Source organism: Shimia sediminis, from assembly GCF_003990645.1.
GTDB classification, from domain to species: Bacteria; Pseudomonadota; Alphaproteobacteria; order Rhodobacterales; family Rhodobacteraceae; genus Shimia; species Shimia sediminis.
Window position 1 is genome coordinate 284,020 of sequence record NZ_RYZK01000002.1, and the last position, 26,005, is coordinate 310,024.

Annotated in this window: 23 protein-coding genes; 8 read left to right on the plus strand and 15 right to left on the minus strand. The window is 58.9% G+C overall.

Translation table 11 applies throughout. The features are described 5' to 3' along the window. The first annotated feature begins 80 nt into the window (after nt 1-80). Nucleotides 81-785 (plus strand): purine-nucleoside phosphorylase, encoded by a 705-nt coding sequence (gene deoD, locus EK369_RS05895; protein ID WP_127112772.1) that lies wholly within the window; start codon nt 81-83, stop codon nt 783-785. Here deoD and EK369_RS05900 read toward each other — a convergent pair. Next, nucleotides 765-1,637, minus strand: a complete 873-nt coding sequence (locus EK369_RS05900; RefSeq protein ID WP_127112773.1) for a LysR family transcriptional regulator — start codon at nt 1,635-1,637, stop codon at nt 765-767. The two genes, deoD and EK369_RS05900, sit on opposite strands and share 21 nt — an antisense overlap. A 102-nt stretch (nt 1,638-1,739) precedes the next feature. Here EK369_RS05900 and glyA point away from each other — a divergent pair, with 102 nt between their 5' ends. Continuing rightward, nucleotides 1,740-3,062: a serine hydroxymethyltransferase gene (gene glyA, locus EK369_RS05905; RefSeq protein ID WP_127112774.1), complete on the plus strand. Its 1,323-nt coding sequence runs from the start codon at nt 1,740-1,742 to the stop codon at nt 3,060-3,062. 52 nt (nt 3,063-3,114) lie between these two features. Here the strand turns inward: glyA and uvrC are convergent, their stop codons facing one another. The 8 genes from uvrC to EK369_RS05945 form a co-directional block, all read right to left on the minus strand. Continuing rightward, on the minus strand, nt 3,115-4,989 hold the full coding sequence (gene uvrC, locus EK369_RS05910) for an excinuclease ABC subunit UvrC (protein WP_127112775.1): 1,875 nt from the start codon (nt 4,987-4,989) through the stop codon (nt 3,115-3,117). A 338-nt stretch (nt 4,990-5,327) separates the two neighbouring features. Continuing rightward, nucleotides 5,328-6,278, minus strand: a complete 951-nt coding sequence (locus EK369_RS05915) for a calcium/sodium antiporter (protein WP_127112776.1) — start codon at nt 6,276-6,278, stop codon at nt 5,328-5,330. A gap of 172 nt (nt 6,279-6,450) precedes the next feature. Further along, entirely contained in the window at nt 6,451-7,248 is a 798-nt protein-coding gene (locus EK369_RS05920; protein ID WP_127112777.1) for a S49 family peptidase, read from the minus strand. Between the two features lie 109 nt (nt 7,249-7,357). After that, a complete protein-coding gene (locus tag EK369_RS05925; protein ID WP_127112778.1) occupies nt 7,358-8,119 on the minus strand; it encodes an ABC transporter permease in 762 nt (253 codons plus the stop codon). Continuing rightward, nucleotides 8,116-9,045, minus strand: coding sequence for an ABC transporter ATP-binding protein (locus EK369_RS05930; RefSeq protein WP_127112779.1), 930 nt, complete (start codon nt 9,043-9,045; stop codon nt 8,116-8,118). The genes EK369_RS05925 and EK369_RS05930 overlap by 4 nt, the downstream gene beginning before the upstream one ends. 90 nt (nt 9,046-9,135) lie before the next feature. Then, complete coding sequence (locus EK369_RS05935) at nt 9,136-9,663, minus strand: SRPBCC family protein (RefSeq protein WP_127112780.1); 528 nt, start codon at nt 9,661-9,663, stop codon at nt 9,136-9,138. Between the two features lie 52 nt (nt 9,664-9,715). After that, nucleotides 9,716-10,576 carry a crotonase/enoyl-CoA hydratase family protein gene (locus EK369_RS05940; protein WP_127112781.1) on the minus strand — a complete coding sequence of 287 codons (861 nt, stop codon included), beginning with the start codon at nt 10,574-10,576 and terminating at the stop codon, nt 9,716-9,718. Nucleotides 10,577-10,652: 76 nt separating this feature from the next. Further along, nucleotides 10,653-13,868, minus strand: a complete 3,216-nt coding sequence (locus EK369_RS05945; protein WP_127112782.1) for a reductive dehalogenase — start codon at nt 13,866-13,868, stop codon at nt 10,653-10,655. A gap of 71 nt (nt 13,869-13,939) precedes the next feature. Between EK369_RS05945 and EK369_RS05950 the strand changes: the two genes are divergently transcribed. Further along, the gene (locus tag EK369_RS05950) at nt 13,940-14,728 is read left to right on the plus strand and encodes a helix-turn-helix domain-containing protein (protein WP_127112783.1); all 789 of its coding nucleotides are present in this window, start codon (nt 13,940-13,942) and stop codon (nt 14,726-14,728) included. Between the two features lie 27 nt (nt 14,729-14,755). After that, entirely contained in the window at nt 14,756-14,983 is a 228-nt protein-coding gene (locus EK369_RS21970; RefSeq protein ID WP_127112784.1) for a hypothetical protein, read from the plus strand. Here EK369_RS21970 and EK369_RS05960 read toward each other — a convergent pair. The 6 genes from EK369_RS05960 to EK369_RS05985 form a co-directional block, all read right to left on the minus strand. After that, the gene (locus EK369_RS05960; protein ID WP_127112785.1) at nt 14,980-15,915 is read right to left on the minus strand and encodes a 3-hydroxyacyl-CoA dehydrogenase NAD-binding domain-containing protein; all 936 of its coding nucleotides are present in this window, start codon (nt 15,913-15,915) and stop codon (nt 14,980-14,982) included. The two genes, EK369_RS21970 and EK369_RS05960, sit on opposite strands and share 4 nt — an antisense overlap. Then, entirely contained in the window at nt 15,915-16,664 is a 750-nt protein-coding gene (locus EK369_RS05965) for an SDR family NAD(P)-dependent oxidoreductase (RefSeq protein WP_127112786.1), read from the minus strand. The genes EK369_RS05960 and EK369_RS05965 overlap by 1 nt, the downstream gene beginning before the upstream one ends. Nucleotides 16,665-16,683: 19 nt before the next feature. After that, nucleotides 16,684-17,619: a 3,5-dioxohexanoate:acetyl-CoA acetone transferase gene (kce, locus tag EK369_RS05970; RefSeq protein WP_127112787.1), complete on the minus strand. Its 936-nt coding sequence runs from the start codon at nt 17,617-17,619 to the stop codon at nt 16,684-16,686. A gap of 12 nt (nt 17,620-17,631) precedes the next feature. Then, nucleotides 17,632-18,489, minus strand: coding sequence for an SDR family NAD(P)-dependent oxidoreductase (locus tag EK369_RS05975; protein ID WP_235871350.1), 858 nt, complete (start codon nt 18,487-18,489; stop codon nt 17,632-17,634). Continuing rightward, nucleotides 18,464-19,603 (minus strand): aromatic ring-hydroxylating oxygenase subunit alpha, encoded by a 1,140-nt coding sequence (locus tag EK369_RS05980; protein ID WP_127112788.1) that lies wholly within the window; start codon nt 19,601-19,603, stop codon nt 18,464-18,466. Before EK369_RS05980 ends, EK369_RS05975 begins: the two co-directional genes overlap by 26 nt. A 106-nt stretch (nt 19,604-19,709) precedes the next feature. Beyond that, complete coding sequence (locus EK369_RS05985) at nt 19,710-20,747, minus strand: GlxA family transcriptional regulator (protein WP_127112789.1); 1,038 nt, start codon at nt 20,745-20,747, stop codon at nt 19,710-19,712. Nucleotides 20,748-20,860: 113 nt separating this feature from the next. On the opposite strand from EK369_RS05985, the gene EK369_RS05990 reads away from it, so the two are divergent. From EK369_RS05990 to EK369_RS06005, 4 genes are read left to right on the plus strand one after another with little or no spacing between them, the layout of a single operon-like run. Beyond that, a complete protein-coding gene (locus EK369_RS05990) occupies nt 20,861-21,811 on the plus strand; it encodes an ABC transporter substrate-binding protein (RefSeq protein WP_127112790.1) in 951 nt (316 codons plus the stop codon). Nucleotides 21,812-21,820: 9 nt separating this feature from the next. After that, complete coding sequence (locus EK369_RS05995) at nt 21,821-22,888, plus strand: quaternary amine ABC transporter ATP-binding protein (RefSeq protein WP_127112791.1); 1,068 nt, start codon at nt 21,821-21,823, stop codon at nt 22,886-22,888. Further along, complete coding sequence (locus tag EK369_RS06000; RefSeq protein ID WP_127112792.1) at nt 22,885-24,963, plus strand: ABC transporter permease; 2,079 nt, start codon at nt 22,885-22,887, stop codon at nt 24,961-24,963. The genes EK369_RS05995 and EK369_RS06000 overlap by 4 nt, the downstream gene beginning before the upstream one ends. Further along, complete coding sequence (locus EK369_RS06005) at nt 24,960-25,961, plus strand: GlxA family transcriptional regulator (protein ID WP_127112793.1); 1,002 nt, start codon at nt 24,960-24,962, stop codon at nt 25,959-25,961. The genes EK369_RS06000 and EK369_RS06005 overlap by 4 nt, the downstream gene beginning before the upstream one ends. The last annotated feature ends 44 nt before the right edge of the window (nt 25,962-26,005 follow it).

The following is a 26,005-nucleotide window of genomic DNA, read 5'->3' on the forward strand; positions in this document are numbered from 1 at the left end:
ATTTTTGGCAATACGAAGACTTGGCGTTGTGCAGGCGTAAAGCAGTGATATTCTGGCCCTCTGTTTAATCGGAGCGAGCCATGACAGTTCATATCGGAGCCAAACCCGGCGACATCGCCGAAACCGTCCTTATGCCTGGCGATCCCTATCGTGCGAAATGGGCGGCAGAGACGTTTCTTGAGAATGCCGTCTGCGTCAATGAAGTGCGCGGCATGCTGGGCTTTACCGGCACGTGGAAGGGCAACCGTGTAACCATTCATGGTTCAGGCATGGGTATGCCGTCGCTGTCGATCTATGCCAATGAGCTGATCCGTGATTATGGCGCACAGACCCTGATCCGCATTGGATCCTGTGGCGGCATGCAAGACAGCGTCAAAGTGCGGGATGTGATCATTGCCATGACCGCCTCCAGTATTTCGACGCCTTCCTTAGGGATTTTCAAAGAAGTCAACTTTGCGCCCTGCGCCGATTGGGGCCTGTTGAAGGCAGCGGTCGCGGCAGCAGAAGCCAAAGGGACTCCCACCCACGTTGGCGGTATATACTCAGGGGACGTGTTCTATGATGAACGCCCCGACCTCAACGAACAAATGACCCGCCATGGTGTGCTCGGGGTCGAGATGGAAGCCGCCGAACTTTACAATCTTGCCGCCCGCTATGACCGCCGCGCGCTCGCTGTATTGACCGTGAGCGACCATCTGTTGACCGGAGAAGCGCTGCCCTCGGAAGATCGTGAGCGCAGCTTTGGGGACATGGTCGAAATCGCGCTAGAGGCTGCTTTCGCCTGACAGGGTCGAAACAAGCTGGCGCAGGGCCTGCGATTGTGGCCCGGAACGGGCGGTCAGGTACATCTGGCGGGCAAGTTTGAGGTGTTGTGGAAAGGGCGCGATAAGCGTGCCCTTTTCCAGATGCGGTCGGACAAGCGAGGCATGCGCCATCAACACGCCTGCCCCACTTAGCGCATCCTCAACCGCAAGCGCATAGAGAGACAGAACCGGCCCCTGTGGCACCACCTGAGAAGCACCGACATGGTCGAGCCACAAGCGCCAATCGCCGGACCAAACCGCATCACTGATGCAGGGCACCCTAGCGAGGTCATGGGGCGTGGATAGACGCTTGGCGAGTTCAGCTGTGCAAACGGGAAAAATCACATCGTCGTCCAGTACGACATCGCCCTCATCCCCATAAAAAATCGCCAGATCATAAGGCTCACGCGCGAGGTTGGGTGGCGTTTCCATGGCTGTGACGGAGAGCGTCAGATCGGGCAATAGTTGGCGCAAGGCAGGCATACGCGGCGCGAGCCACAGCTGGGCAATCGCCGGTAGCGCCGCAATATGTACCTGATTGGGCGCGGTTGCCTGTCGCAACACCTGTACCGATGCCGCCACCTGATCGAAGGCCTCGGTCAATGGTGCTAGCGTTGCAAGCCCTGCTTTGGTCAACGCGACCCCATGCACACGTCTTTCGAACAGGGGCGCCCCTGCCCAGGCTTCAAGTTGCTTGACCTGCTGTGCCACGGCCCCAGGGGTCACGCACAGTTCCTCGGCTGCGCGTTTGAACCCCCCGAGCCGCGCCGCAGCCTCAAAGGCGCGCAAGGCGGTGAGCGGGGGGGATGGCGGACGGGGAGGTTTCACTGACATAGAGCAAGGCCCAGAAATTCTATGCCTAGATATCATGAAATCTGGTTTGCGCAAAAGCGACGATTTCGATTGATTGGTCGCATCGATTTGATGGAGACCAACATGACCAATCTTGCCAGACGTGACTGGGTGCCAGACCACTGTGAAAACCGCATCCAAGCCATCGCACAGGACACTGCATCGCGGGATAGCAAAACGCTGAATGCGCGGCTTGACGAATTGGTCGCCCAAAACCGTCAGATCCATGAACGGGATTGTTTCAACCTGAACCCCGCCACCAACGTGATGAACCCGCGCGCCGAGGCGATGCTGTCCAGTGGTCTCGGCAGCCGCCCCTCGCTGGGCTATCCCGGCGACAAATACGAGATGGGGTTGGAAGCGATTGAAGAGATCGAGGTGATCGCTGCGGAACTCTCAGCCGAAGTCTTTAACGCGCGCCACGCGGAAATCCGGGTCCCCTCCGGGGCAATCGGCAATCTTTATGCATTCATGGCCCTGACGACACCCGGCAATGCGATCATCGTGCCGCCCGCTACGGTGGGCGGGCATGTGACCCACCACGCAGATGGCTGCGCCGGGTTATATGGGTTGGCAAGCCACCCTGCACCGGTGGATGAAGGCGGCTATTCTGTCGATCTCGCTGCGCTGGCTGACCTGGCAGAGCGTGTGCGTCCAAAGATGATCACCATAGGCGGCTCGCTGAACCTATGCGAACACCCGGTGCGCGAGATCCGCGAGATTGCCGATGGCGTGGGTGCAAAGGTGCTGTTTGACGCCGCGCATCAATGCGGGATCATCGCGGGCAAGGCCTGGAAAAACCCGCTGGACGAAGGGGCACATCTGATGACGATGAGCACCTACAAAAGCCTTGGAGGACCGCCATCAGGCCTGATCGTCACAAATGACGACGAGATCGCCGAACGGCTCGACAAAATTGCCTTTCCGGGCATGACGGCCAACTTTGACGCGGCCAAATCCGCAGCCCTTGCGGTGACCATGCTGGATTGGCGCGACTTTGGCAGGGCTTACGCGAAAGAGATGATCGAGATGTCGCGCGCCATGGCCGAGGCGTTGATGGACCAGGGCATCCCAGTATTCCAAACCCGCCACGGCGCAACCCAGTCGCACCAGTTTGCGGTCGAAGCCGCGGCCTATGGCGGCGGTCAGGCCGCGTCAAAAACCCTTAGGAAAGCCGGGTTCCTGGCCTGCGGCATTGGGCTGCCCATCGCTGAGGTCGAGGGGGATCTGAACGGTCTGCGGATCGGGACGCCGGAAATGGTACGTTGGGGCATGACCAAGGATCACGCCCCAGAGCTGGCCCGGCTGATCGCGGCGGCGTTGCGGGCCAACGACCCAGGCACCCTTGCCCCGGAAGTATCGGAGTGGCGACGGACCTTTGACAAGCTGCACTTCGTCCACGCGTGACCGAGGCTGATAACAGGTGCCTAAACCATGCAGATCGCTGGCCGAGGTGCCCCTATCCCTTTTCGTGGAAGTAGTCGTAGATCGATTCAGCCAGCGCACCCGATATTCCGTCCACGGCCTTGAGATCCGCGAGGTTTGCTCGGCTCACGGCCTTGGCTGAGCCGAAATGCGCCAGAAGCGCGCGCTTGCGCGTGGCGCCGACGCCCGGCACATCATCCAGCGGTGTCGCGCCCACGGCCTTGGAACGTTTCGCACGGTGGGTTCCGATGGCAAACCTGTGCGCCTCGTCCCGCATGCGTTGCACGAAATAGAGCACCGGATCATTGCGCCGCAACGCGAAGGGGCGCGCACCGATGCGGTGAAACTCTTCCTTGCCGTGGTCGCGATCAACGCCTTTGGCCACACCCACCATGGCGATGTCCTCAACGCCCAGTTCTCGCATGATCTCTGCCACGGCCGAGACCTGACCGGCCCCCCCGTCAATCAAAAGCAGGTCCGGCCACATCCCGTGATCGCGGTCGGGATCCTCTTTCAGGAGCCGCTTGAAACGCCGTGTCAGCACCTCTTTCATCATGCCAAAGTCATCGCCCGGTGTCAGGCTCTCACCTTTGATGTTGAACTTGCGATAGCTGTTTTTCAGGAAACCCTCGGGCCCGGCGACAATCATCGCGCCCACCGCATGCGCGCCCTGGATGTGGCTGTTGTCATAGACCTCGATCCGTTGAGGGGGGGCCTCAAGTTCAAAGGCCTCGGCCAGTCCCTTGAGCAGCTTAGCCTGTGTTGCGGTCTCACTCATCTTGCGCGCAAGGCTCTCTCGGGCATTGCGGGCGGCCCCGGCGATCAGCTCGGCCTTTTCGCCCCGTTGCGGTACGACGATCTCGACCTTGCGGCCCAGTTTTTGGGTCAGTGCCTCGGACATCAGATCGGCATTGTCGATCGGGTGCGACAGGATCAGCTGCCGGGGTGGCTCCTTGGTGTCGTAGAACTGACCGATAAAGGCCTCGAGCACCTCGGCTTCATCGATCTCGTTGCCAACGCGTGGGTAGTAGTCGCGGTTGCCCCAGTTCTGGTTGGCGCGGATAAAGAACACCTGCACACAGGCCTGCCCGTTCTCCAGATGCAACGCGATCACATCCGCCTCGGCTACGCCCTGTGGGTTGATACCCTGCGATGCCTGCACCTGTGTCAACGCGCGGATACGGTCGCGCAGCGAGGCGGCGCGCTCAAACTCCATCGCGTCCGAGGCCGCCTGCATCTGCTTGGCCAGTGTCTCTTGGATCTGCGTAGAGCGACCGGATAGAAAGCGCTCGGCGTCGCGCACGCTCTCGGCGTAGTCCCCTTCGGAGATCATACCCACACACGGACCTGAACAGCGCTTGATCTGATAGAGCAGGCAGGGCCGCGTCCGGCTTTCCAGCTGCGCATCTGAACAGTTCCGCAGCAGGAACACTTTTTGCAATTGGCTCAGTGTCCGGTTCACGGCCCCGGCGCTGGCAAAGGGGCCATAATACTTGCCCTTTTCTTTCTTGGCGCCCCGATGTTTCTTGATCTGGGGAAAGGTATGCTCGGCGCTGACCAGGATATTTGGAAAACTCTTATCGTCGCGCAGAAGCACATTGTACTTGGGCTTCAGCTGCTTGATGAGGTTCTGCTCCAGCAACAGCGCCTCGGTCTCGGTCTTTGTCGTGAGGAACATCATCGACGCGGTTTCCGAGATCATGCGCGCGATGCGCCCGGAATGGCCCGCAGGGCGGGCATAGTTCGACACGCGCGCCTTCAGATTCCGCGCCTTGCCGACGTAGAGCACCCGCGCCTGGGCATCCAGCATCCGGTAGACACCCGGCGAGCTGTCCAGCGATTTCAGATAGCTCTGAATGCAGGCAAAACCGCTGGGTGCGTCGGGCGTTGTTTCGGGAGACTCATTCATCCTTTAACGAGATATGATTCTTTCTCCTCCGCTGCAATCTTCACGACGCTGGCGCAAGAGAAAACATGTCCACGATTCCTGTGGATAAGTCTGGAGATATCTTTCCGCCGCTTGGGAATTTTCGTTACTTTTAAGCCATTTCGCCGGTTTGCCTAAAAAATAGGCACAACTTTAAGTTACTGAAAATAAAAGATATAATAATGGGGAACATCCAAACGACTGAAATCATTAAGAAATTTGTAACGTATTTGTAACGCAATCGAGAGGAGTGCAAAACTTGCAGCGCAGGGTCAGCTTTTCCTGCCGAAATCTGGCAGGAGCTGGTGTTCATAAGCGGGTCAGGAACTGAGCACGCAGACGATGTAAGTGACATAGAGAACCGTCAGTGCGATGCCCCAGACACGGTTGATATCCTTGCGGAAATAGACAAATGGCACGAGCAGGATCGACGCACCGAGCATCACCCACAGATCAAACTCCAGGAACTCGGGATCGACGGGCAAAGGCCCCACCAGCGACGCAATGCCAATGATCGCCAACAGGTTAAACATGTTTGACCCGATGACATTGCCGATCGCGACATCGGCCTGACGGCGCAGGGCGGCCATAGTGGTGGTGGCCAGCTCCGGCAGCGATGTGCCCAGCGCCACCAGCGTCAATCCGATCACGGACTCACTGACCCCATAGCGGCGGGCAATAATCTCGGCGCTGTCGATCAAGAGATCAGCCCCCAGCGGCAACCCGATCAGACCAAGCGCCAGAAAGATCACGATCTTCCACCAGGGCATGTCCGGGTCGGCGCCTTCTGGTTCTTCGTCGTCTGTGGTTTTACAACCGTTCTTGCGATGGGCTTTGGCGTCCAGCACCGCGTGGCTTAAGATATAGAAAAGAATTGTCAGGAGGATCACACCACTGATCCAATCGAAAACCCCACGGAACGCCAGGGCGATGAAGATCACCGAGGCGACGATCATCTGCCGATAGGATTTGCGCGAGTCACAGGCCGAGGTGTGCAGCACCGCGAGCATGGCAGGAAACCCCAGAACCAACAGGATGTTAGCGGTATTGGAGCCAACCACGTTCCCGATGGCGATGCCCGGCACATTCTTCAGAACAGCTTGAATCGAGATCAACAACTCGGGTGCCGAGGTGCCAAAGGCGACGATGGTCAGGCTGACGATCAACGCCGGAATACCCAGCCGCAGCGCCAGGTTCACCGCGCCACGCACCAGCGCGTCGCCTGCCAGAAGCAGGATCAACAGCCCTAAACCCGCGAGAAGCCATTCCATAGGTTACCCTCTTCCCTTTTCGCAGGGACAAGGCCCTTTGCCGATCTTGAAGCGTCCACACTTTCGGCACTTGGCAGATTGCAGCCGCTTTTTCCCCGGATAGGTCAATTTGCCGAACATAGCCAGCACGGCCATGAAAGCGAGGAAAAGGGCGACAATCTTGAAAATCACGTCAGAGGCCAAAACGTGCAAACTCGGCACGCTCCTCGATTGCGGTCAGGGCGTCGGTGGCCACGGAAGACCCGAAGCGTTGCCAGATCGGGCGACGGGCTTCGTAGCGGCGGAACTTGACGTCTTTGCCAAATCTCTCCTTCAGGACCGGCACCAGATGGCCGATCCCATCAATCAGCCCCCGCTCGACGGCCTTTTCGCCCACCCAGATGTCTCCGGTGAACAGATCAATCGAGTCATCCAGCTTGGCACCACGACGCTCTTTCACATGGGCGATGAAATTCTCGTGGGTCTGCTCAAGCAAATCTTTCAGGCGATCAATGTCCTCGGTCTTTTCCGGACGAAATGGGTCCAGCATCGACTTTGACTTGCCCGCCGTATGCACGCGACGCTCGACACCGTGCCTTGACAATAGCTCATGCGCGCCGAAGCTGGCATAAATCACCCCGATAGAGCCCAGGATCGAATTGCGGTCAGCATAGATTTCATCCGCTGCCGTCGCCAGCCAATAGCCGCCAGAGGCTGCAACATCCTCGACAAAGGCGATGACGGGAACCTCTTTCTCCTCGGCCAGCCGGCGAATGCGCGCGCCGATCAGCGAAGATTGCACCGGCGATCCACCCGGAGAATTGATCTGCAACGCGACGGCGGCGGGTTTGCCCTTGGCAAAGGCTTTTTCGATCAGCGGCGCAAGCGACTGATCATTCAGCGCCCCACGGCCACTGGCACCTATGGCACCCGAGAGGCGCACTACGGCAACAGTTGGGGTGGATTTCAGAAAAGGGATCCAGCGTTTCATGGAATGGCATTTAAAATCGCGAACGGGTGCAGACAAGGTCAGAGCCTCAGGAAAGATGGGGCGTGGCAGAAATACCCAGCCTCGCCCCATGTGATTTTCCAGTGCCGCATCAGCTGCGAATGCGCCAGCCAGAGCGGAAAATCCACCAGATTGCCGCCAAACACAGGGCGGTAAAGCCAGCAATCGCAACCAAGCTCATCCCAATCGGAACATCCGCCAGTCCAAAGAAGGCCCAGCGGAACCCCGAGATCAGGTAGACCACCGGATTGAACAGGGTGATTGTCTGCCAGATCGGCGGCAGCATCGAGATCGAATAAAACGACCCGCCCAGAAAGATCAGGGGCGTGATGATCAGGAGCGGTACCAATTGCAGCTGCTCAAAGTTCCCTGCCCAGATGCCGATAATGAACCCCATCAGCGCAAAGCTGACACAGGTCAGCACCAGAAAGGCCACCATGGCCACCGGGTGCTGAATTTGCAGATCCACAAACAGCGATGCCGTCGCCAGGATCACCACCCCGATAAACAAGGCCTTGGTGGCCGCTGCCCCGACATAGCCCAGCACGATCTCGAGAAAGCTCAGCGGGGCGGACAACAACTCGTAAGTCGTACCGAGGAACTTTGGAAAGTAGATGCCGAAAGAGGCGTTCGAGATTGCTTGTGTGATCACCGAGAGCATGACCAGCCCCGGCACGATAAACGCGCCATAGCTGACGCCCTCGACCTCTTGGATGCGGCTGCCAATTGCGGCGCCGAAGACAACGAAGTACAGCGATGTGGAGATCACCGGCGAGATGAAGCTTTGTGCGAGCGTGCGGAAAAACCGATGCATTTCCGTGACGTAGATGGCGCTGATGGCAGCCCAGTTCATGCGGCATCCTCCCGGACCAGTGAGACAAAGATTTCTTCCAGACTGCTTTCTTGGGTCCGAATGTCACGCAGGACAAGGCCCGCGGCCGCAATGTCGTTCAACAGTTGCGTGATACCTGTGCGTTCGCCGCGCGTGTCATAACTGTAGTGCAGGCTTTGGCCATCCGTTGCCAGCTCTAACCCATGCGGGTTCAGTGCCTCGGGGATAGCTTCGATACGTTCCTGCAGCTCGATCTGCAGGTGCTTTTGCCCCAGCCGCGCCATCAGAGTTGCCTTGTCCTCAACCAACAGCAGTTCACCTTTGTTGATGACACCGACACGGTCGGCAATGGCCTCGGCTTCTTCGATGTAGTGAGTGGTCAGGATGATCGTCACGCCCTGCGCCTGCAGCTCGGAAACGATGTCCCACATATCCTTGCGCAGTTCTACGTCGACACCTGCAGTCGGCTCGTCCAGGAACAGGATCCGCGGTTCATGGACCAGGGCCTTGGCGATCAGCACACGGCGCTTCATGCCGCCGGACAATTCCATCGCGCGGGCATTGCGTTTGTCCCAGAGGGACAATTGCCGCAGGACCTTTTCAACGTAGGCCTCATCACGGGGCTTGCCGAACAATCCACGCGAAAACCTCACCGTATCGATCACCTTGGTAAAAGGTTCCAGGTTGATCTCTTGCGGCACCAGCCCAATCAGGTTCCGCGCCTGACGATAGTCGCGCACCGCATCAAACCCACCAACCGTGATCGACCCTGTGCCGACATTGGTGATGCCGCAGATCGTAGAAATCAAGGTCGTCTTGCCGGCACCGTTCGGCCCCAGAAGCGCGATGATCTCGCCTTCTTCAATAGACAGGTTCACGCCCTTGAGCGCTTCGAACCCGCCATCATACGTTTTCCGCAAATCACGGATGTCGACGATTGCCGCCATTCTACCCCTCCTGTTCGCGCCTCAGATTACCAGTCGGCGCTCCGGATTAAACCGGCTTTTGGACAGAGGTATGTGTGCGCCAACGCAGGATCAACCACCGGTCAGCTTCTTGATCCAACCTTTCTTCTCTCCGTCAGGTGCCTCTTCGTCTTCTGGCGAAGACTCCTCGGCCTCTGCAGGGCCTTCCAGAGCCTCTTGCAGGTTCGAAAAAAACTGGTCGGCCATCTTCTTGGCGAACCCATCGATCAGGCGGCTGCCCAGTTGTGCAAGTTTACCGCCAACTTTAGCATCCACTTCATATTCCAGCAGGGTGCCGCCTTCGGTCGCAGTCAACTTGACGTCTGCGCCACCCTTGGCAAACCCTGCAGCACCCCCTTTGCCTTCGCCCGAGAGCGTTAGGCTTTGATGCTCGACGAGGTCGGAAAGGTTTACATGGCCCTTGAACGTCGCCTTGACCGGGCCAACCTTTTGCACAACCACCGCATCGAACCCGTCTTCGACCGTGCCGGTCAGCTCTTTGGCGCCCGGCACACATTGCCCCAGCACCTCGGCGCTTAGAAGGGCATTCCAAACTTCGGTAACAGGCGCGGCAATCTCGCGCTGATCGCTCATATGCATGTGCTGTCCTCTCTCCTCGTCTCGACAAGGTAGAGCGCGGTTCTCGGAACGTCTAGCGGTTGGACTTGGGAATTTCCTCGTTCCGGGTCCAGTCAAAGGTACCTTCGTCGCGCTCTTGCACTGCCTGTTTCCAGCCCTTGGCCTCGGAGCGATCCTTAAAGTTCATGCCTTCAGGCGAATGCCGGGTGATGCCGTCAAAGATCGTCGCCAGCCGCTGGGTTTCATTCAGGCCCATAGCCTCAACCGCTTGATTGATAACCATCTTCTGCATCGCCAGCTGGTTGATCGGGACCGACGCCATGCGAGACGCGAGACGCTCCACCTCATCATCCAGCTCGTCTGACGGCACGGCCTTAAGCACCAACCCCATGTCCGCAGCTTCGCGTCCTGAGACCTTGTCACCGGTCAACAGCATACGTTTGGCTTTTTCCATGCCCAACCGGTAGACCCACATCTGCGTGGTCGGCGACCCCCAGACGCGGGCGGGCATATAGCCGATCTGAGCATCCTCAGCCATCACCGTCAGATCGGCACAAAGCGCGATGTCAGACCCGCCCGCCACGGCAAAGCCATGCACCTTGCAAACCACCGGCTTCATCGCACGAAAGAGCGACATGAAATCCTGCGTGTTCTTCCACATGAACTGATAGTCTTTCATGGGGTCCCAGGGCATTTCCTGCACGCCGGGATTGCCGCCTTCGGCCTCGGCAAAGGCCATCAGGTCATAGCCCGAGCAAAAGGCCTTGCCCGCACCTGACAGGATCATGACGTGCACATCGGGGTCTGCCTCGGCCTCGGCTACGGCGGCGGCAATCTGGCCCGGCATTTCCAGTGAGATGGCGTTCATCACCTCGGGACGGTTGAGTGTGATGCGGCCGATGCGACCGTCTTTTTCGTACGCGACATGCGACATGGATGGTCCTCCTTGCGCCACAGCTAATCAGGAAAACCGGCCCCCGCACAGTCCCGGTTTTTGTGACGTTGCGAGGTTACAAGTCGATCTCGATCAGGCCGCCCTCTTCCGCGGCGCGGCTCTGACATGTGATAATCGCCGTCTCGCGCTGCTTGTTGGATAGCACAAAATCACGATGCTCGACCTCACCTGAGAGCAAACCGCATTTGCAGACGCCGCAAATCCCATCCGAGCACTTCACGTCAATGTGGTAACCATTCTCGGTCAACACTTCTGATAGGTCTTTGTCTGCCGGTACGGTGAATTCCTTGCCGGATTTTGCCAGCTTTACGGTGAAATCGAAATTCTCATACTCTGGCTGTTCCGGCACGCTGAAATACTCCAGATGCCGCGCCTCTTCCGGGAAACCCTGCCGCTCAGCCGCCTCCATGACACCTTCCATGAAGCGATCCGGTCCGCAGGTATAGACATGCCAGCCTTTCTGATAGCCGCCCAGAACAACGTCGAGATCAGCCCGCGTTCCCTGATCCGAAAAATGCAGGTGAAGCTTGTCGGCCCAGGGCACCGTGGCGAGATCATCTAGGTACCCGGCGCCGTCCTTGCGGCTGGCCGAATAGTGCAGCTCAAAATCCGCACCCAGCGCATGCAAGCGATGGGCAAAGGCGATCATCGGGGTGATGCCAATCCCGCCTCCCATCAGAAAGGTCTTGGTAGCCTCTTCGACCAGTTCAAAGTGGTTGATCGGCTTTGAGATGAAAACCTTGCGGCCTTCATCAAAAATCCGGTGCATCTGGAGCGAGCCACCCCGCCCTTGATCCTCTCGCAATACACCGATCTGGTATTTCGAGCGATCCGCAGGATCACCCGACATCGAATACTGCCGCAGGTATTCCGGCGACACCAGCACATCCAGATGCGCGCCAGCGGTCCATTCGGGCAGGTCACTGCCATCCATCGTCGTGAATTCGTACTTGGTCACATCGGCAGCCATCGCTTCGACCTTGCTCAGCGTCACCCGGATCACAGGTGAGTCCGCGGCATCCGGAACCGTGTAGCGATGCACCGCGCCCAGATCACCCTGGGCCACACGCTTCTTGTATTCATCCGCAGTGATCAAAGCTTCATAAGCCTGAATGCCCGCCTCGCGATCCATCGGGAAGGGATAAGGCCATGGGTGCGGCGCCAAGGGGGCCGGATAGACCGCCAGCGTCTGATCTTCGTACTTCAGGTCCAGATCTTTTTGCAGGTCACGCCGGTTCAATTCGTGCTGGGACGGGCGATAAGCTCCGTCTTCGTTCAACTCGATATCCCACCACCATTTCTTGATGTCATTTAGCCCGCCATTGCCAACCATGTCGTCCAGCTTGGCCAGTGCAGGGGCAGCGGCTGGAATGTTCGAAGCGGCCCACCGAAACGGTGCCTCTTTGAACAGCCCTTCCAAATTCCACGGACAGGTCTTCATGCACCGCCCGCACATGGCGCCGCCTTGGGTGGTGATCCGGTAGGTCGCGCATTTCTGGCTGTCGGATTTCCAGATTTCATAGCCGTTGAACATCAGCTTTGGTCCGGCTGTGATCGCCCCCGACGGACATTCCCGCGCGCATTTGTTGCAGTTTTCGCAAAAGTTCTGCAGACCAAAATCGATCGGCTTGTCATGCGCCATCGGCATGTCCGTGGTAACAACGCCGGATTTCAACCGCGGCCCCAGGTAGGGGTTCAGGATTACTTCGCCAATCCGGCTGACTTCGCCCAATCCGGACAGCAACAGCAACGGCGGCTGCAACACTTCACCATCCATCACGGAATGCGCCTTGGCCTTGTAGCCGAGGTTACGGATTTGCTGTGCAATGATACCGCCCAGCAGCGAGAAGCGCAGATAGGCGCGCATCGACTGTGCCACGCTGATCCAGTCGTCGCCCGAGGCACCCTCCATGGTCTCATAGCCCTGATCGACAATCATGCTCACGGCCTGATCGTGGGGTGGATCAATGGGATCACCCGTGGCGTCGTGGCTGTACCATGTCCACGAAGGACACCGGCTGAGGCCCACCGCATCCACGCCAAGGAAATAGGTCGCCGCCTTGATGTTCGCCGCGTTGCGCTCGGCGTCGCAGGGTTTGTCCACCTCTGCGCTCTCGCCATCCTGCAACAGCACAAAGGCCCCCAATGCGCGCCGCTGGGCAAAACTTGGCGCCGCCTTGCGGGCATAGTAGCCGCCCTTGGCTCCATCCTGCAGCGCCTTGCCCATGTCACCAAATTGCGCCCTAGCAAACATGTCTGCGCGCTTGGGCACACGGGCCACGTTGGCCTCGTCGATGTAGGTGGTGGGTGTTTCGACCCGTTTCAGCCGTTCGAAGGGATGCGCGCCGTCGACATAGTTGCGTTTGGCATAGGGGTCGCGGTTCATCGCTGACTTCACGTGGCCAATGCCCAACTTCCAACTTAGCCCACCCATGGCGTTCTGCGGTTGTGTGGACAGGGGCATCAGCGGCCCATCATGCGCGATATCCATTTCGGTGGTAATCGCCGCCACCCCAAAACGCGTTCCAAGCCAGGGCGCGACCAACTGGCCGCCTTCTATCGCCGCCAGCCCCGAGGCCACCGCCAGTTTTCCCAGGTCCACATCGGTCGAGGTCGCCGTATGCGCGCGCGCGTCAAAGCCCAAAAGGCGGATATAGTTGGCAATGACCACTGCGGTCTCGGTGGCGCGAACGCAGGCCCGGTGATCCTGCGCATCCATGATCCAGTCGCTGCCCGGCTCATCCTGTTTGGGATCGCGCGTGAACTCGTAAAGAAAGACAATCGCGTGCTTGTGGCCGTCAATGGTTGTTGGCGGGGCCTCCATGCTTTCTTTGAGGTCCGCCATGATGACATCAATGCCGCTGGCCAACGTTTTGGTCTGACGCGTCTTCAGCGCGTGGGCCAGCCGGTCGATATCGGGATTGCGCGCCGGGGTTTCCAGCAGCGCAGAGTCTGGCAGAGGGCCCGTCCCGACCATCGAAGCATCGTTGAAGTAACCAAACGCCTTCAAATGGTTGGCCCGCTCCATCGGGTCCGCGGGAATTACTGCCATCGCCTTGTTCACAAAGCCGTCGCGAATGGCGTCCATCATCGCCTGAAACTCGCCCATGGCGTTCACCAGGCTCTCTGGGTCTTCTGGCCGCTGAAAGCTCAACGGCTCAAACACCGGAACCTGCGCCAGATCCGGCATCTTACCTGCCCGCATCAACCGCTCCAGCGGATAGGGTCCCAGATGCACGGGACGGTTCTTGGTCGAGAAAATGCGGGACATGGAGTGGCTCATCTTGATTGGCTTTGCTCTCCTTGACTATCGCACAGGGCTTGCCGCATTCTGTCACCCTAATGAGTGACACATTTCCCCTCCGCCCCCTGCCGCGCGATCCGGTTGCAACACTGGTTGCATCTGTTGGTCGGCCCGGATTTGGTGACATGCTTCTGCGTTACATCCGCGACGCCGCCGCAATCGCCAATTTCGGCGCCTTCCTTGTCCCGGACATGTCACGCCCTGCGCCGGTTCTGTCGCTCTGGGGGGGCGAGATGAGTGGCTATTGGTTCAACCGAAATGCCCGCACGATCTTGGCGGACGAGGCTCTGAAACAGGACATCATCACCCGCATCCGCAAGGCCCCGATCAACGAGCTGGCCATTGAACGCTGGCGCCCCGGACCAACAGATGCCATTTCGCCAATCTACGAACGCGACGAGGTGATAGAACGCATTACCGTGTCTTCCCGCACCGAAAACGCCGGGTTTCAGTCGTTTTACCTACGCGGCAAGAAATCCGGCTGGTTCAGCGAAGACGAGGTGTCGCGGTTGATCAAGGTTCTGCCACTGGTGCACGAGCTGGTTGGTCTGCGTCACCGGATCGTCGGATCCGAGGCGTTTCACTTTGCTGCCGATGCGCGTGTCACGGCGCTGCGGGCGCGCGACGTGGGACTCTTTGGGCGTTTGTCACCCCGCGAGGCCGAAGTCTGTGACCTCTTGCTTACCGGTGTAAGCGTCTCGGGTACATCCGTGGCACTGGGCATCTCTGACAACTCCGTGCGCACCTTGCGCAAACGGGCCTACGCCAAGCTGGGCGTGCATTCCGCCATGCAGATTGCTGCACTGGCCCTCAATGACAGCGGGTAGAGACCTTGGTTACTGGCTTTTGACCGCATGCGCGAGATCAGAGCAGGCGTTCATGTCACCGGCCGTGCACTGATCCTGAAGCCCCTGCAGCTGCGCGTTAGGCTGCTTCGGGTCGGAAATGCCACAAGCGGCAAGCGTCAAGGCAACAAAAACGAAAATGGCCGAGGTCTTCATGGAAAATGCTCCGATAAACTGATTGCCCCCAACTTACCGCAGCAGGCGCGTGATCCAAGCAAATTGTGCGAAAACCCCTAATCTGTCTTTCGCAGGCTCGATGTTGCCTTTTGCATCGCCAGGATCAGGGCATCTCTGCGCGCGGACAGCTCTGCAGGGCTTTGCCCATCTGCGGCATCTTCCACACCTCGGATCAGCGTCTTGGCCACGTCCTCGGTCAGATAGACCTGCCCCAGATCATCCCACCAACCGTTGAAAGTGTCCGAGAAGTGATCACAAAAGGCCTGCAAGCCACCTTCACCCGCCCCAAGATGAAACAACATCGTCGGCCCCATCGCCGCCCAGCGCAGACCCGGTCCGGCCCAGATCGCCTTGTCGACGTCTTCCACGCTCGCCACGCCCTCGATCACAAGACTGATCGCCTCGCGCCAGATGGCCGCTTGCAAACGATTGGCCACGTGCCCGTTCTTTTCCTTGTTAAGACGGATTGTGACCTTGCCCACTGCTTCATAGAATCGCTGCGCCTCATCAACCACACCCTCAGCGGTCTGGTCATTGCCCAGCACCTCGACCAGCGGGATCAGGTGCGGCGGATTGAACGGATGGCCCAACACAAAACGCGCCGGATCTTGCCAGCCCCCCTGCATCTGGCTCAACATCAGGCCAGAGGCCGAGCTGGCGACAATAGCGCCCCTGTCCAGCACCGGTTCTATCTCGGCAAAGGTCGCGTGTTTGATCGGCAGGCGTTCCGGCACATTTTCCTGAATGAACGCGGCCCCTGCCACCGCTTCGGCGGCAGTCTTGAGAAAACAGATCGCATCCGGGTTGCCGTTTTCGGTCAGCCCCAAGTCTGTGAGCGTTGGCCATGCGGTTTCGATGTAGTTGCGCACCGATACCTCGATGTCCGATGCCGGATCAAACAGGGCCACTGAACGCCCGGACGCCAGAAACAAGGCGGCCCAACTGGCCCCGATCACCCCGCCACCCAGACAGGCCGTGTGTGCAAATTCCATCAGAACAATCCTGGATTGAGGGGAGAGGCTGCCGTCATGCCGCCGTCCACAGTGAAACACTCGCCCGTTACATAGGCCGACTGATCTGAGGCCAACCACGCCACCACATTGGCAATATCTTCGGGAACACCAAACCGCCCAATCGGATGGCGGGCCAACGCATCTGCCATCGCGGCATTGGGGTTCTGCGCCAGTGCAAAGGCCTCTTCGGCCATCTCGGTCATGATCCAACCGGGTCGGATCGCGTTGCAGCGCACCTTGGGGCCATGATCCACCGCAATAGACCGCGTCAACCCATGCACCCAGGCCTTGGACGCATTGTAAAGCGCCATGGACGGGTCAGACACCATACCCGATATCGAGCCGATGTTGATGATGTTGCCGCCATGCTCGGCCATGTCCACCAGCGCCACGCGACACATGTTGAACACGCCCTTGCAGTTGACGTTCATCACCAGATCCCAATCGTCATCATCACTGTCTGCGACGGATTTCTCGACCTGCACACCAGCATTGTTCACCAACAGCGACACACGCCCAAAAACTGTATTGGCATCTTTGATGAGGGTTGCGGCATCTCCGGTCAGGGAAACATCGGCCTGAACCCAATGCACCGCGGCATTCAGATCAGCGGGACGTATTCCGCGCCCGCAGGTCACAACGTTGAACCCCTCATCGAGCAACCGATCGACGATGGCCCGCCCTATCCCCCGGCTGCCTCCGGTCACTATGGCTGTAGCTTTGCCCATGCTGCTTGCTCCCATGCGCTCAGAATGCAACCTGATCGCCACCCTTTAACCCAAGCCGCGCGCGCGCCTCGGCCGGGGTGGCCACTTTCAGGCCCAGGTTCTCGACGATGTTGCGGATCTTGGTGACCTGCTGGGCACTGGACACCGCTTTTTCACCCGGCCCGATATAGAGGCTATCCTCCAGCCCTACGCGAACATTGCCCCCCAACAGCGCACTCTGCGTCGTAAAGGGTATCTGGTGGCGTCCCGCTGCCAACACCGACCATTCATACTCATCGCCAAACAGCTTGTTCGCAATCGTGTGCATATGCATGAGGTTGTCGAGATCGGCCCCTACGCCCCCCAGAATGCCGAACACCATCTGCACAAAGATCGGGCCCGTGACCCATCCCTGATCGCGAATCCAGGCGAGATTGTAGAGATGCCCAAGGTCGTAGCATTCAAATTCGAACCTTGTGCCGTGCCCCTCACCCAGCTCCTTCAATGCGTATTCGATGTCGGCAAACGTATTCCGAAAGATGAAGTCGCGGGTCATGCCCAGGAACTCCGGCTCCCAGTCATGTTTCCAGTTCGAATACTTGTCCAACATCGGGAAGATGCCAAAGTTCATCGACCCCATGTTCATGCTGGCCATTTCCGGACTGGCCCGCAGCGCCGCGCGCAGGCGCTCTTCGCGGCTCATCCCAAGCCCCCCGCCCGTCGAGACATTCATCACCGCATCGGTGGCTTGTTTGATGCGCGGCAGAAACTCCATGAACAGATCGGGGTCCGGATCAGGTTTGCCGGTATCCGGATCGCGCGCATGCAGGTGAATGACCGAGGCCCCGGCCTCTGCCGCCTCGATACTGGCAGTGGCAATCTCACTTGGGGTAATGGGCAGGTGCTCGGACATTGTCGGCGTGTGAATGCCGCCCGTGGGCGCGCAAGTGATAATGACGGATTTCTGTTTTGACATGGCGCGCCTCCTTCAGAGTTTCATCTGCTGCACTTGTGCCGACAGCCCGCCATCCAGCACCCAAAGCTGCCCACTGGCATAGCGTGCCTCGTCAGAGGCAAGCCAGTTCACCAGATTGGCGATGTCTTCGGGCGTGCCGTAGGTGCGCATCGGGTGCACATCGCGCACGGCCTGTTGCAACTGGTCGATGCTCTTGCCACCTGCGCCCGAGCCATCCCCGGAGAAAAAACTCTGCAACATCGGTGTGTCGATGTAGCCGGGGCAAATCGCGTTCACCCGAATGCCCTCTGGTCCGTGGTCACAGGCCATTGCACGGGTCAGCGCATGCACAGCCCCCTTGGTGGCACAATAGGCGGCAAGACCAGGGTCCGCGATGAACCCATCGTAAGAGCCAAAGTTGATGAGGCTCGCCGAACTGCCGCCCGCTGCGGCCTTGCGCAGCAACGGCAAAGCGTACTTCGAAGTCAGAAAAGTCCCCGTGACATTGACCGCGAAACTCTGGTTCCAGTCTTCCAGCGTCGTGTCCTCGATGGTCTTCTCGATCTCGATGCCCGCCGCGTTGACCAGAATGTCCAGCTTGCCCCGTTCGGCCTCAACCCGGGCCATTGCGGACCGCACTTCGGCCTCGTCAGCAACATTCATCCTCACGAACCGGCTGCCATCATCGTCATGTTCGGCGAGGGATCCGTTCTCGGAAAGGTCCGTGGCGTAGACCACAGCGCCTTCGCGCAGGAAACGCGCCGCTATCGCGCGGCCGATACCTCCACGACCTCCGGTGATCAAAGCGGTCTTTCCCTGCAACATTCCTGTCATCTCGTCGCGTTCCTCATGATAAAGCGCCCTGTCACCGGCGCGCAGTCTCGTAAGCATCCAACACCAACCCGTGGAAATGATGCACCGCATGTTCGCTCATGCCAGAGCCATCCGGGTCATTCACAATGCGCCCCTGTTGGAACGCCGGGGTGTTCATACCCTTCTGCACGCTCTCGCAAATGTTGATATCCTCAACCTGCAACACCTCGTCGAGATAGCGCATCGCGTCCAGCTCGGCCTCGTTGGCTTCGGGTGTCTCAAGAAAAAAGTCATAAGTTTCAAACGTCCGGTCCGGTCCGGCGGGAATGATGTTCAGCACGATCATCGAAGACCGACCCGGGTAACGCATCAGGCAGGTATTGGGCCACAGCCACCAGACCGCGTGGGTTTTCACCGTTGCATTAGACACGTCATAGGCACTGTTCGGCGCATTGCCCGCATCCGCCATGTGGCTGGAATAGATGCCATGGGTGGTCACCTTGTAGGTGTCCATGTCGACCAGGTCGCAAAAATCCTTGTGCGCTGTCGGGCAATGGTAACACTCGAGGAAATTGTCTACGACGTTTTTCCAGTTTGAGCGGATGTCATAGGTCAGCCGATGGCCAAATGTCAGCTTTTCAATGTCCGGTGCCCAATGGCGGATTTCGGTTTCCAGATCGCCGGTCTGCGCGCTCAGAGACGGTGCGTCAGGGTCGAGGTTCACATAGACAAAACCGCAGAACTCTTCGACTTGCACCTGGTCCAGACATATCTCTTTCGGCTCGAACCCCTCCAGGTTCCCCGTATGCGGTGCCCGTACCAGATGGCCGTCCAGCTTGTAGACCCAGGCGTGATAGGGGCACATGATGCGCGTAGCGTTGCCTTCACCTGACAGCAACTCGTGCGCGCGGTGTTTGCACACGTTGTAGAATGCGCGCAGGTCTCCCTCTTTGTCGCGCACCACCGCTATGGGATGGCCGGCAATCTCGACGGTCATGTACGATCCGGGGTCACGTACCTTTTCAATGTGACAGACCCACTGCCATGTCCTGGCAATGATTGCGCTCAAATCGACATTGTGCCAGCTCTGTTCGACATAGGCCTCTTTGCGCAGGGACAGTGAGCGCGAGGCATTCTTGTGATAGCCCGCGTGGATAGCTTCAAATTCTTGGGCCGAAGGCAGTTCAGTCATAACAGTCCTCGTCTGATTGTCCGAAAGGGCGTGGTCATCGACCTTCTCCCTAATCCCAGAATTGCGCCCCCAGCGTCCGCCTGTCTTAGCGCCACGCGCCTTGGATTTAACCTGAATCGCCAAAACTGTCACTCGAGCGCTTTCTATGCATCGGCCAGGCGCGAAATTCGAACGGGATACGCCCTTCGATTCTGTCCTTGATCGGTGGCAATCCGAAACGGTCCTTGTAGGCGCGGCTGAAATGAACCTGACTGGCGAACCCCGACGCAACAGCGATCTCGCCCATCGACAACGTGGTCTGCGTCACCAGTCCCCGCGCCCTGTCCAGTCGGATATCGCGATAGTAGAGCGCTGGGGTTTTCTTGAGATATTGTGAAAACAATCTGTCCAACTGGCGATGGGAAACCTCGGCCAGACGACAGATCTCTGGGATGAGCATCGGCTCTTCAAGGTTGTCTTCCATCACCTTGATCGCCCGACGCACCGCTTCGGGAACTGTACTGCCCAGCGGCTCATGTGTCTGAGGGTTCTGCGGCGTGCCCCGCTCGCGCAGGTTCGGATGAAACACGTAGCGCGCGGCTGCATTGGCCAGCCCACTGCCATGGATGCCTTGAATGATATGCAGCGCAAAATCAACCGAGGCCGCGCCACCACAACAGCTGATGCGGTTGCCATCAAACACATAAAGGTTCTCACTGACCTCAACATCCGGATACAGCTCCTGAAAGGCGTCGATGTGTTCGTAGTGCACGGTGGCCCGGCGTCCGGCCAAGAGACCCGCCTTGGCCATCACGAAGGCGCCGGTATCAATGGCCCCGATCGTGCCCCCCCTGCGCGCAGCATGACGCAAGGCCGTTTGGATAACATCTGACCCGTAGTCTTCTGGCGTCCAGCTAGAAGACAGGATCAGAAAATCCGCAGGCACATCTCGCACACTCAAAAGCGACTTGGTCCCGATACCAACCCCATTGCTCGACAGGCATTCGCCACCGGTTTCCGACACGAACTCCCACGTGAAAAGCGTGATCCCTTCAAGGTAGTTTGCCGCCCGAAAAGGATCGACGAATCCCATCGTTGCCGCCATGTTGAAATTGGGCGTCACGATGAGACGCAAGTGTAAGGACGGGTTCAAATAGCTGGCCATGGCGAGAAATGTTAATATGCAGGCCAAAACATGCAAAACAAAAAATCTTAACTTGCTATAATTTGAATCGCCGTACAATAAATTAAACGTCGAATAAAATCAGGGAGAACAAAATGAAGTTTCTAGCAACCGGGGTCAGTGTTCTGGCCCTCGCCTCTGCAGTTCAGGCCGCCGACCTTGGTGCCGTAGACGAACCCATCAAGCTCGCCGTCAACGAATGGACCGGCCAGCACGTCGCCACGCAAATCGCAGGTGAAATGCTCGTAGCTGCGGGCTACAAGGTGGAGTACGTCACCGCGGGCTACATGAACATGTGGCAGGCCATCGCGGATGGTGAAATCCACGGCGCGATGGAGATCTGGGAATCCAACGTTTCGGACCAGTACCACCAGTTGAAAGACGCCGGCCAGGTTGAAGAACTGTCCGATCTCGGCCTCGACGCCAAAGAAGGCATCGCTTATCCCGCACACGTCGCCGAACTCTGCCCCGGCCTGCCCGCATGGGAAGCATTGCGCGATTGTGCGATGAACTTCGCCACCGCTGAAACCATTCCCCAGGGCCGTCTGGTCGATTACCCGGCTGACTGGGGTACTCCCGGCGCAGACCGTCTTGGCGCACTTGAATTGCCTTACAAAGCGGTTCCTGCAGGCTCCGAAGGGGCTCTGATCACCGAAATCCGCGCCTCGACCGAGAAGAAATCGCCGCTTCTGATCACCTTCTGGCAGCCCCACTGGGCGATGTCGGCCTATGACATGAAGTTCGTGGAGCTGCCCGCCGGTGAAGCCGCCTGCTACGAGGACGCATCCTGGGGGCCGAACCCCAACGCGACCAGCGACTGTGATTTCCTGCCTGCCCGCATCTTCAAGGCCGGCTGGCCGGGCATCAAGGACAAGTGGCCCGCCGCTCACGAAATCCTCGTGAACTACCAGCTGTCGACCGACGCGCAGCAACCGATGATGGGTGCCATCGACGTTGATGGCAAAGCCATCGAAGACGTCGTGTCCGAGTGGATGGCCGCCAATGAAGGCGCCTGGAAACCTGTCGTAGACGCGGCGGTAAACTAAGGGGTCCCCATGTCGAATTTCTCTGACGCTCCTGCAGCGATCACCTGTAAGGGTGTGTGGCAAGTCTTTGGCCAGAACCCCGAACAGAACCTGAAAGAGGCGTTGGAGAAATCCGGCGGCGACTCCCGCGAAGCCGCTAAAGAATTGCGCAGCCGGGGCCTGATCCCGGCTGTGCAGAACGCCAACTTTGAAGTCCACGAAGGTGAGCTTTTTGTCATTATGGGCCTGTCCGGCTCGGGCAAATCCACCATGATCCGCGCCATTTCCTGCCTGATTGACGCCACGGGTGGCGAAATCAGTCTCGAAGGCGAAGACATCCTCAAAGTCTCCAAGAAACGCATGATCGAGCTGCGCCGCCACAAGCTTGGCATGGTATTCCAGCACTTTGGTCTGTTCCCGCATATGACCGTCGCCGAGAACGTGGCCTTTCCGCTCAAGATGCAAGGCCAGGACAAGGCCTCGCGCATTGCCCGCGCGCTCGAAGTTATCAAACTGGTCGGTCTTGAGGGCCGCGAAGGCGCCTTTCCGCGTGAACTCTCCGGTGGTCAGAAACAGCGCGTCGGCATCGCCCGCTCGCTGGCCGTGAACCCCGACATCTGGTTCCTCGACGAACCCTTCTCAGCGCTCGACCCGTTGATCCGCCGCCAGTTGCAGGATGAATTCCTGAACATTCAGGCGACGCTGCGCAAATCCATCGTCTTTATCACCCACGATATTACCGAAGCACTGAAACTCGCGGATCGCATCGCGATCATGAAGGACGGGGAGATCGTGCAGATCGGCACCCCGACCGAGATCGTGCTGCATCCGGTGAACGATTATGTGGCCGAGTTTTCCAAGGACGTCGCCAAGGGCCGCCACGCCAAGGTCGCCTCGGTCACGGACACCGAAAGCCCGCTGCCAGAGAACATGCCCGATGATCCCGGCCTCAAGACCGGCATGACCATCGATACGGCGTTGGCAAAATGCATGTCGCTCTACGAACCGGTCCCGGTCAAGGACGATGACGGCAAGGTTGTCGGCTTTGTGCATCCGCATGAGCTGGCCGCTGCGCTTCAGGCCGAGACTGACCAATGACCCTGGCAGCCTCATCCCACACCAAACCCCGTCACGGGGCCGGACTATCCCTCAGCCCCGGCGCGCGCGCGGGCTGGATCAGCGCCTTGGTTGGGCTTGTCTGTATCCTGCTTGCCGCCAGCATGCCGTGGCTGGTGAAATGGCCTGCCGCCCTCACCATTCCTGCCGCGGAGTGGATAGGCGCCTTTATGGACGTGGTCCTTAGCTGGCTGAAACCCTCGGCCCGCCTGTTTTCCGAGATGCTTGCCTATCCCATGACATGGGCCAACGTGTTGTTGATCGCCACCCCATGGCCCATTGTGATTGCCGTGGTTACCGCGATTGGCTGGTATCTCGGCGGCACCCGAATGGCCGCGCTTGGCCTGTTTGGTCTCAGTTTCGTGTTGGCCTCGGGTTATTGGGTGGAAAGCATGAACACCCTCGCGCTGGTGGCGGTGTCAGTGCCTTTGGCCCTCGCTGCAGGTCTGGCCATCGGTATTCTCGCCTACGAGCTGCCCAAGTTTCGCCATCCGGTACAGGCCTTGCTGGACATCATGCAGACCGTGCCGACATTCGCCTATCTGACACCGCTTCTGGTGCTGTTTGGCTTTGGCCCCGTGGTAGGGCTGATCGCCTCGGCGATCTATGCCGCACCGCCCATGGCGCGCAACGTGCTCTTGGGGCTGGACCGCGTCGAGGACGACATCAAGGACGCCGCCGTCATGTCTGGCGGCAACCGCATGCATCAGCTGTTCCTTGTCGAGATCCCCTCGGCCGCTACGCAGATCATGGTTGGCGTCAACCAAAGCCTGATGGCTGCGCTGTCGATGGTTATCATCGCGGCGGTGATCGGCGGCTTCAACGACATCGGCTGGGAAGTGCTGCTGACCATGCGCAAGGCCCAGTTTGGTCAGTCCTTTCTCGCCGGTCTCGTGATTGTTGTCTTCGCCATGGTCATCGACCGTATGAGTGGCGCACTGGCAATGGAACGCAAACGCTATGACGTACGGGTCATCGGCATTCTCATGGCGATTGCGGTCGCCTTTACCTTGCTGATGTGGGGCAACCTGCCCGAGCCATCAGCCTTTGCCTGGTTTGACGGTGTGGCCGACCGCGTAGATGCCGGTCTGGGTGCGTTCACAGCCGCCAATGGCGCGACGTTGGACACGTTCAAGAACACTGTGCTGTTCTACATCATGCTGCCGTTGCGCATTGGCTTTGACAACGCAGTCCTGCCATTCACCTGGGGTTTTGCCTGGACCCAGAACATGAGCTTTGCCCTGCTGGGTGGCGCGACCGTGTTGGCTGTTTTGCTGACCCTGCGCGGGCGCGGTGTGGCCGGGGCGGTCGTGCTGCTGCTGGCGATCACGCTGGAAACCGGGATTGCCGAACTGCCGTGGCCTTTCGTGATGATCGGCACGGCCCTTTTGGGATGGGTCTCGGGTGGCATCCGCCTGTCGGTTCTGGTCACTTCGCTGATGGGAATCATCCTGATCTCGGGCCTGTGGGAGCGCGCCCTCCTGTCGCTCTACCTCTCCGGTGTCTCGGTGCTGGCTTGTGCCATCCTTGGCGGCGCCGTCGGCCTCTTGTGCGCTGTCAGCCCACTGGCCTGGCGCGTCGTACGCCCGATCTGCGACATGCTGCAGACGATCCCGCTGTTCGTCTTCCTGATCCCGGTGCTGATGTTCTTCCAGATTGGTGAGTTTTCGGCCTTTCTCGCGATCTGCGCCTACGCCATCGTGCCTATGATCCGTTACACCCATCACGGGCTGATCAACACGCCGGACGACATGATTGAAGCGGCGATTTCATCGGGCGCCACCGGGAGCCAGATCATGCGTGAGGTGCGCATTCCCTATGCGGTGCCCACGATCCTCTTGGGTGTGAACCAGACGATCCTCTACGCCTTCTCGATGTTGGTTATCGCCGCGCTGATCGGCACCACGGGACTCGGGCAGTCGATTTACATCGCGCTCGGGTCAGCGGATGTCGGCCTCGGGCTTGCTGCGGGCTTTGCCATGGCAATCCTCGCCCTGGTTGCAGACCGCATCGTACAGGGCTTTGCCGAAGAGCAACGCAAAGCTCTGGGATTATGAGCCGCTCCTGGGTTCCGCGTGGGGTCGCCTTTTGCGAAGTCAAAGGCGACCACGCGACCCAGGGCTTTACATTTATCCTGCTTCCAAACCTCTCGATGAATGCCTTCAGCTCAGCCATCGAACCTCTGCGTGTCGCCAATCAGGTCAGCGGAAAAGAGCTGTTCCGCTGGCAATGCGTCTCAGAAGACGGCCAGCCCGTAACCTGTTCGAACGGAGTTCCGCTGGGCGTGGATGGCACCCTAGACGACATTCCGTCCGACGATACGGTGCTGGTCTGCTCTGGGGTGCTGCCTGAACAAACTCTGTCGTCCAGGATCTCCAACCTTATCCGCCAGCTCTGGCGCAAAGGGCAAACCGTAGGGGGAGTCTGCACCGGGGCCTATACACTTGCCCGCGCGGGCATCCTGCGGGGATCAACATTTACGCTGCACTGGGAAAACATCCCCGCTTTTGGTGAGCTTTACCCGGAACTTGAGCCCGCCGAACAAGTCTTTGTCTTTGACAAGCGCATCTGGACTTGTGCCGGGGGCTTTGCAGGCACCGATATGATGGTCACGCATATCCACGAACGCTTTGGCCGCGAGCTTGCCGGCACTGTAGCCAACATGTGCCTCTACCGCACGCCGCGCAGCGAAGAAGAGCCGCAAAAGGCCAGCGCCGCCGCCGCCATCGGTGTGCGCAACGCCAAACTGGTGCAGATCATCGACTATCTCGAAGAGCACATCGCCGAAGACTTCAACCTGGACGAGGTGGCCTATGGCTTTGACATCTCGCGCCGTCAGATGGAGCGGTTGTTCAAACGGTATCTGTCTACCTCCCCACGCAAACACCTGATGACAATGCGCCTGCATCGCGCCCGGGCACTGATGTCGGAAACCAATATGTCCGTGACCGAGGTCGCCGCGGCCTGCGGATTTATCTCGACTTCGCATTTTTCCAAAAGGTTCCGCGACCGGTTCGGCACTTCACCTCATCGCTATTCCCTGACCGTGGACTGAGCCCGCCCGTAAAGTTAGGGGAAAAGGGTTTCGAAACCCTTTGG

Coding starts and splice junctions, on each gene's coding strand:
- deoD (WP_127112772.1), top strand. CDS start 81: ATGACAGTTCATATCGGAGCCAAACCCGGCGACATCGCCGAAACCGTC.
- EK369_RS05900 (WP_127112773.1), bottom strand. CDS start 1,637: ATGTCAGTGAAACCTCCCCGTCCGCCATCCCCCCCGCTCACCGCCTTG.
- glyA (WP_127112774.1), top strand. CDS start 1,740: ATGACCAATCTTGCCAGACGTGACTGGGTGCCAGACCACTGTGAAAAC.
- uvrC (WP_127112775.1), bottom strand. CDS start 4,989: ATGAATGAGTCTCCCGAAACAACGCCCGACGCACCCAGCGGTTTTGCC.
- EK369_RS05915 (WP_127112776.1), bottom strand. CDS start 6,278: ATGGAATGGCTTCTCGCGGGTTTAGGGCTGTTGATCCTGCTTCTGGCA.
- EK369_RS05920 (WP_127112777.1), bottom strand. CDS start 7,248: ATGAAACGCTGGATCCCTTTTCTGAAATCCACCCCAACTGTTGCCGTA.
- EK369_RS05925 (WP_127112778.1), bottom strand. CDS start 8,119: ATGAACTGGGCTGCCATCAGCGCCATCTACGTCACGGAAATGCATCGG.
- EK369_RS05930 (WP_127112779.1), bottom strand. CDS start 9,045: ATGGCGGCAATCGTCGACATCCGTGATTTGCGGAAAACGTATGATGGC.
- EK369_RS05935 (WP_127112780.1), bottom strand. CDS start 9,663: ATGCATATGAGCGATCAGCGCGAGATTGCCGCGCCTGTTACCGAAGTT.
- EK369_RS05940 (WP_127112781.1), bottom strand. CDS start 10,576: ATGTCGCATGTCGCGTACGAAAAAGACGGTCGCATCGGCCGCATCACA.
- EK369_RS05945 (WP_127112782.1), bottom strand. CDS start 13,868: ATGTCCCGCATTTTCTCGACCAAGAACCGTCCCGTGCATCTGGGACCC.
- EK369_RS05950 (WP_127112783.1), top strand. CDS start 13,940: ATGAGTGACACATTTCCCCTCCGCCCCCTGCCGCGCGATCCGGTTGCA.
- EK369_RS21970 (WP_127112784.1), top strand. CDS start 14,756: ATGCGCGAGATCAGAGCAGGCGTTCATGTCACCGGCCGTGCACTGATC.
- EK369_RS05960 (WP_127112785.1), bottom strand. CDS start 15,915: ATGGAATTTGCACACACGGCCTGTCTGGGTGGCGGGGTGATCGGGGCC.
- EK369_RS05965 (WP_127112786.1), bottom strand. CDS start 16,664: ATGGGCAAAGCTACAGCCATAGTGACCGGAGGCAGCCGGGGGATAGGG.
- kce (WP_127112787.1), bottom strand. CDS start 17,619: ATGTCAAAACAGAAATCCGTCATTATCACTTGCGCGCCCACGGGCGGC.
- EK369_RS05975 (WP_235871350.1), bottom strand. CDS start 18,489: ATGCTTACGAGACTGCGCGCCGGTGACAGGGCGCTTTATCATGAGGAA.
- EK369_RS05980 (WP_127112788.1), bottom strand. CDS start 19,603: ATGACTGAACTGCCTTCGGCCCAAGAATTTGAAGCTATCCACGCGGGC.
- EK369_RS05985 (WP_127112789.1), bottom strand. CDS start 20,747: ATGGCCAGCTATTTGAACCCGTCCTTACACTTGCGTCTCATCGTGACG.
- EK369_RS05990 (WP_127112790.1), top strand. CDS start 20,861: ATGAAGTTTCTAGCAACCGGGGTCAGTGTTCTGGCCCTCGCCTCTGCA.
- EK369_RS05995 (WP_127112791.1), top strand. CDS start 21,821: ATGTCGAATTTCTCTGACGCTCCTGCAGCGATCACCTGTAAGGGTGTG.
- EK369_RS06000 (WP_127112792.1), top strand. CDS start 22,885: ATGACCCTGGCAGCCTCATCCCACACCAAACCCCGTCACGGGGCCGGA.
- EK369_RS06005 (WP_127112793.1), top strand. CDS start 24,960: ATGAGCCGCTCCTGGGTTCCGCGTGGGGTCGCCTTTTGCGAAGTCAAA.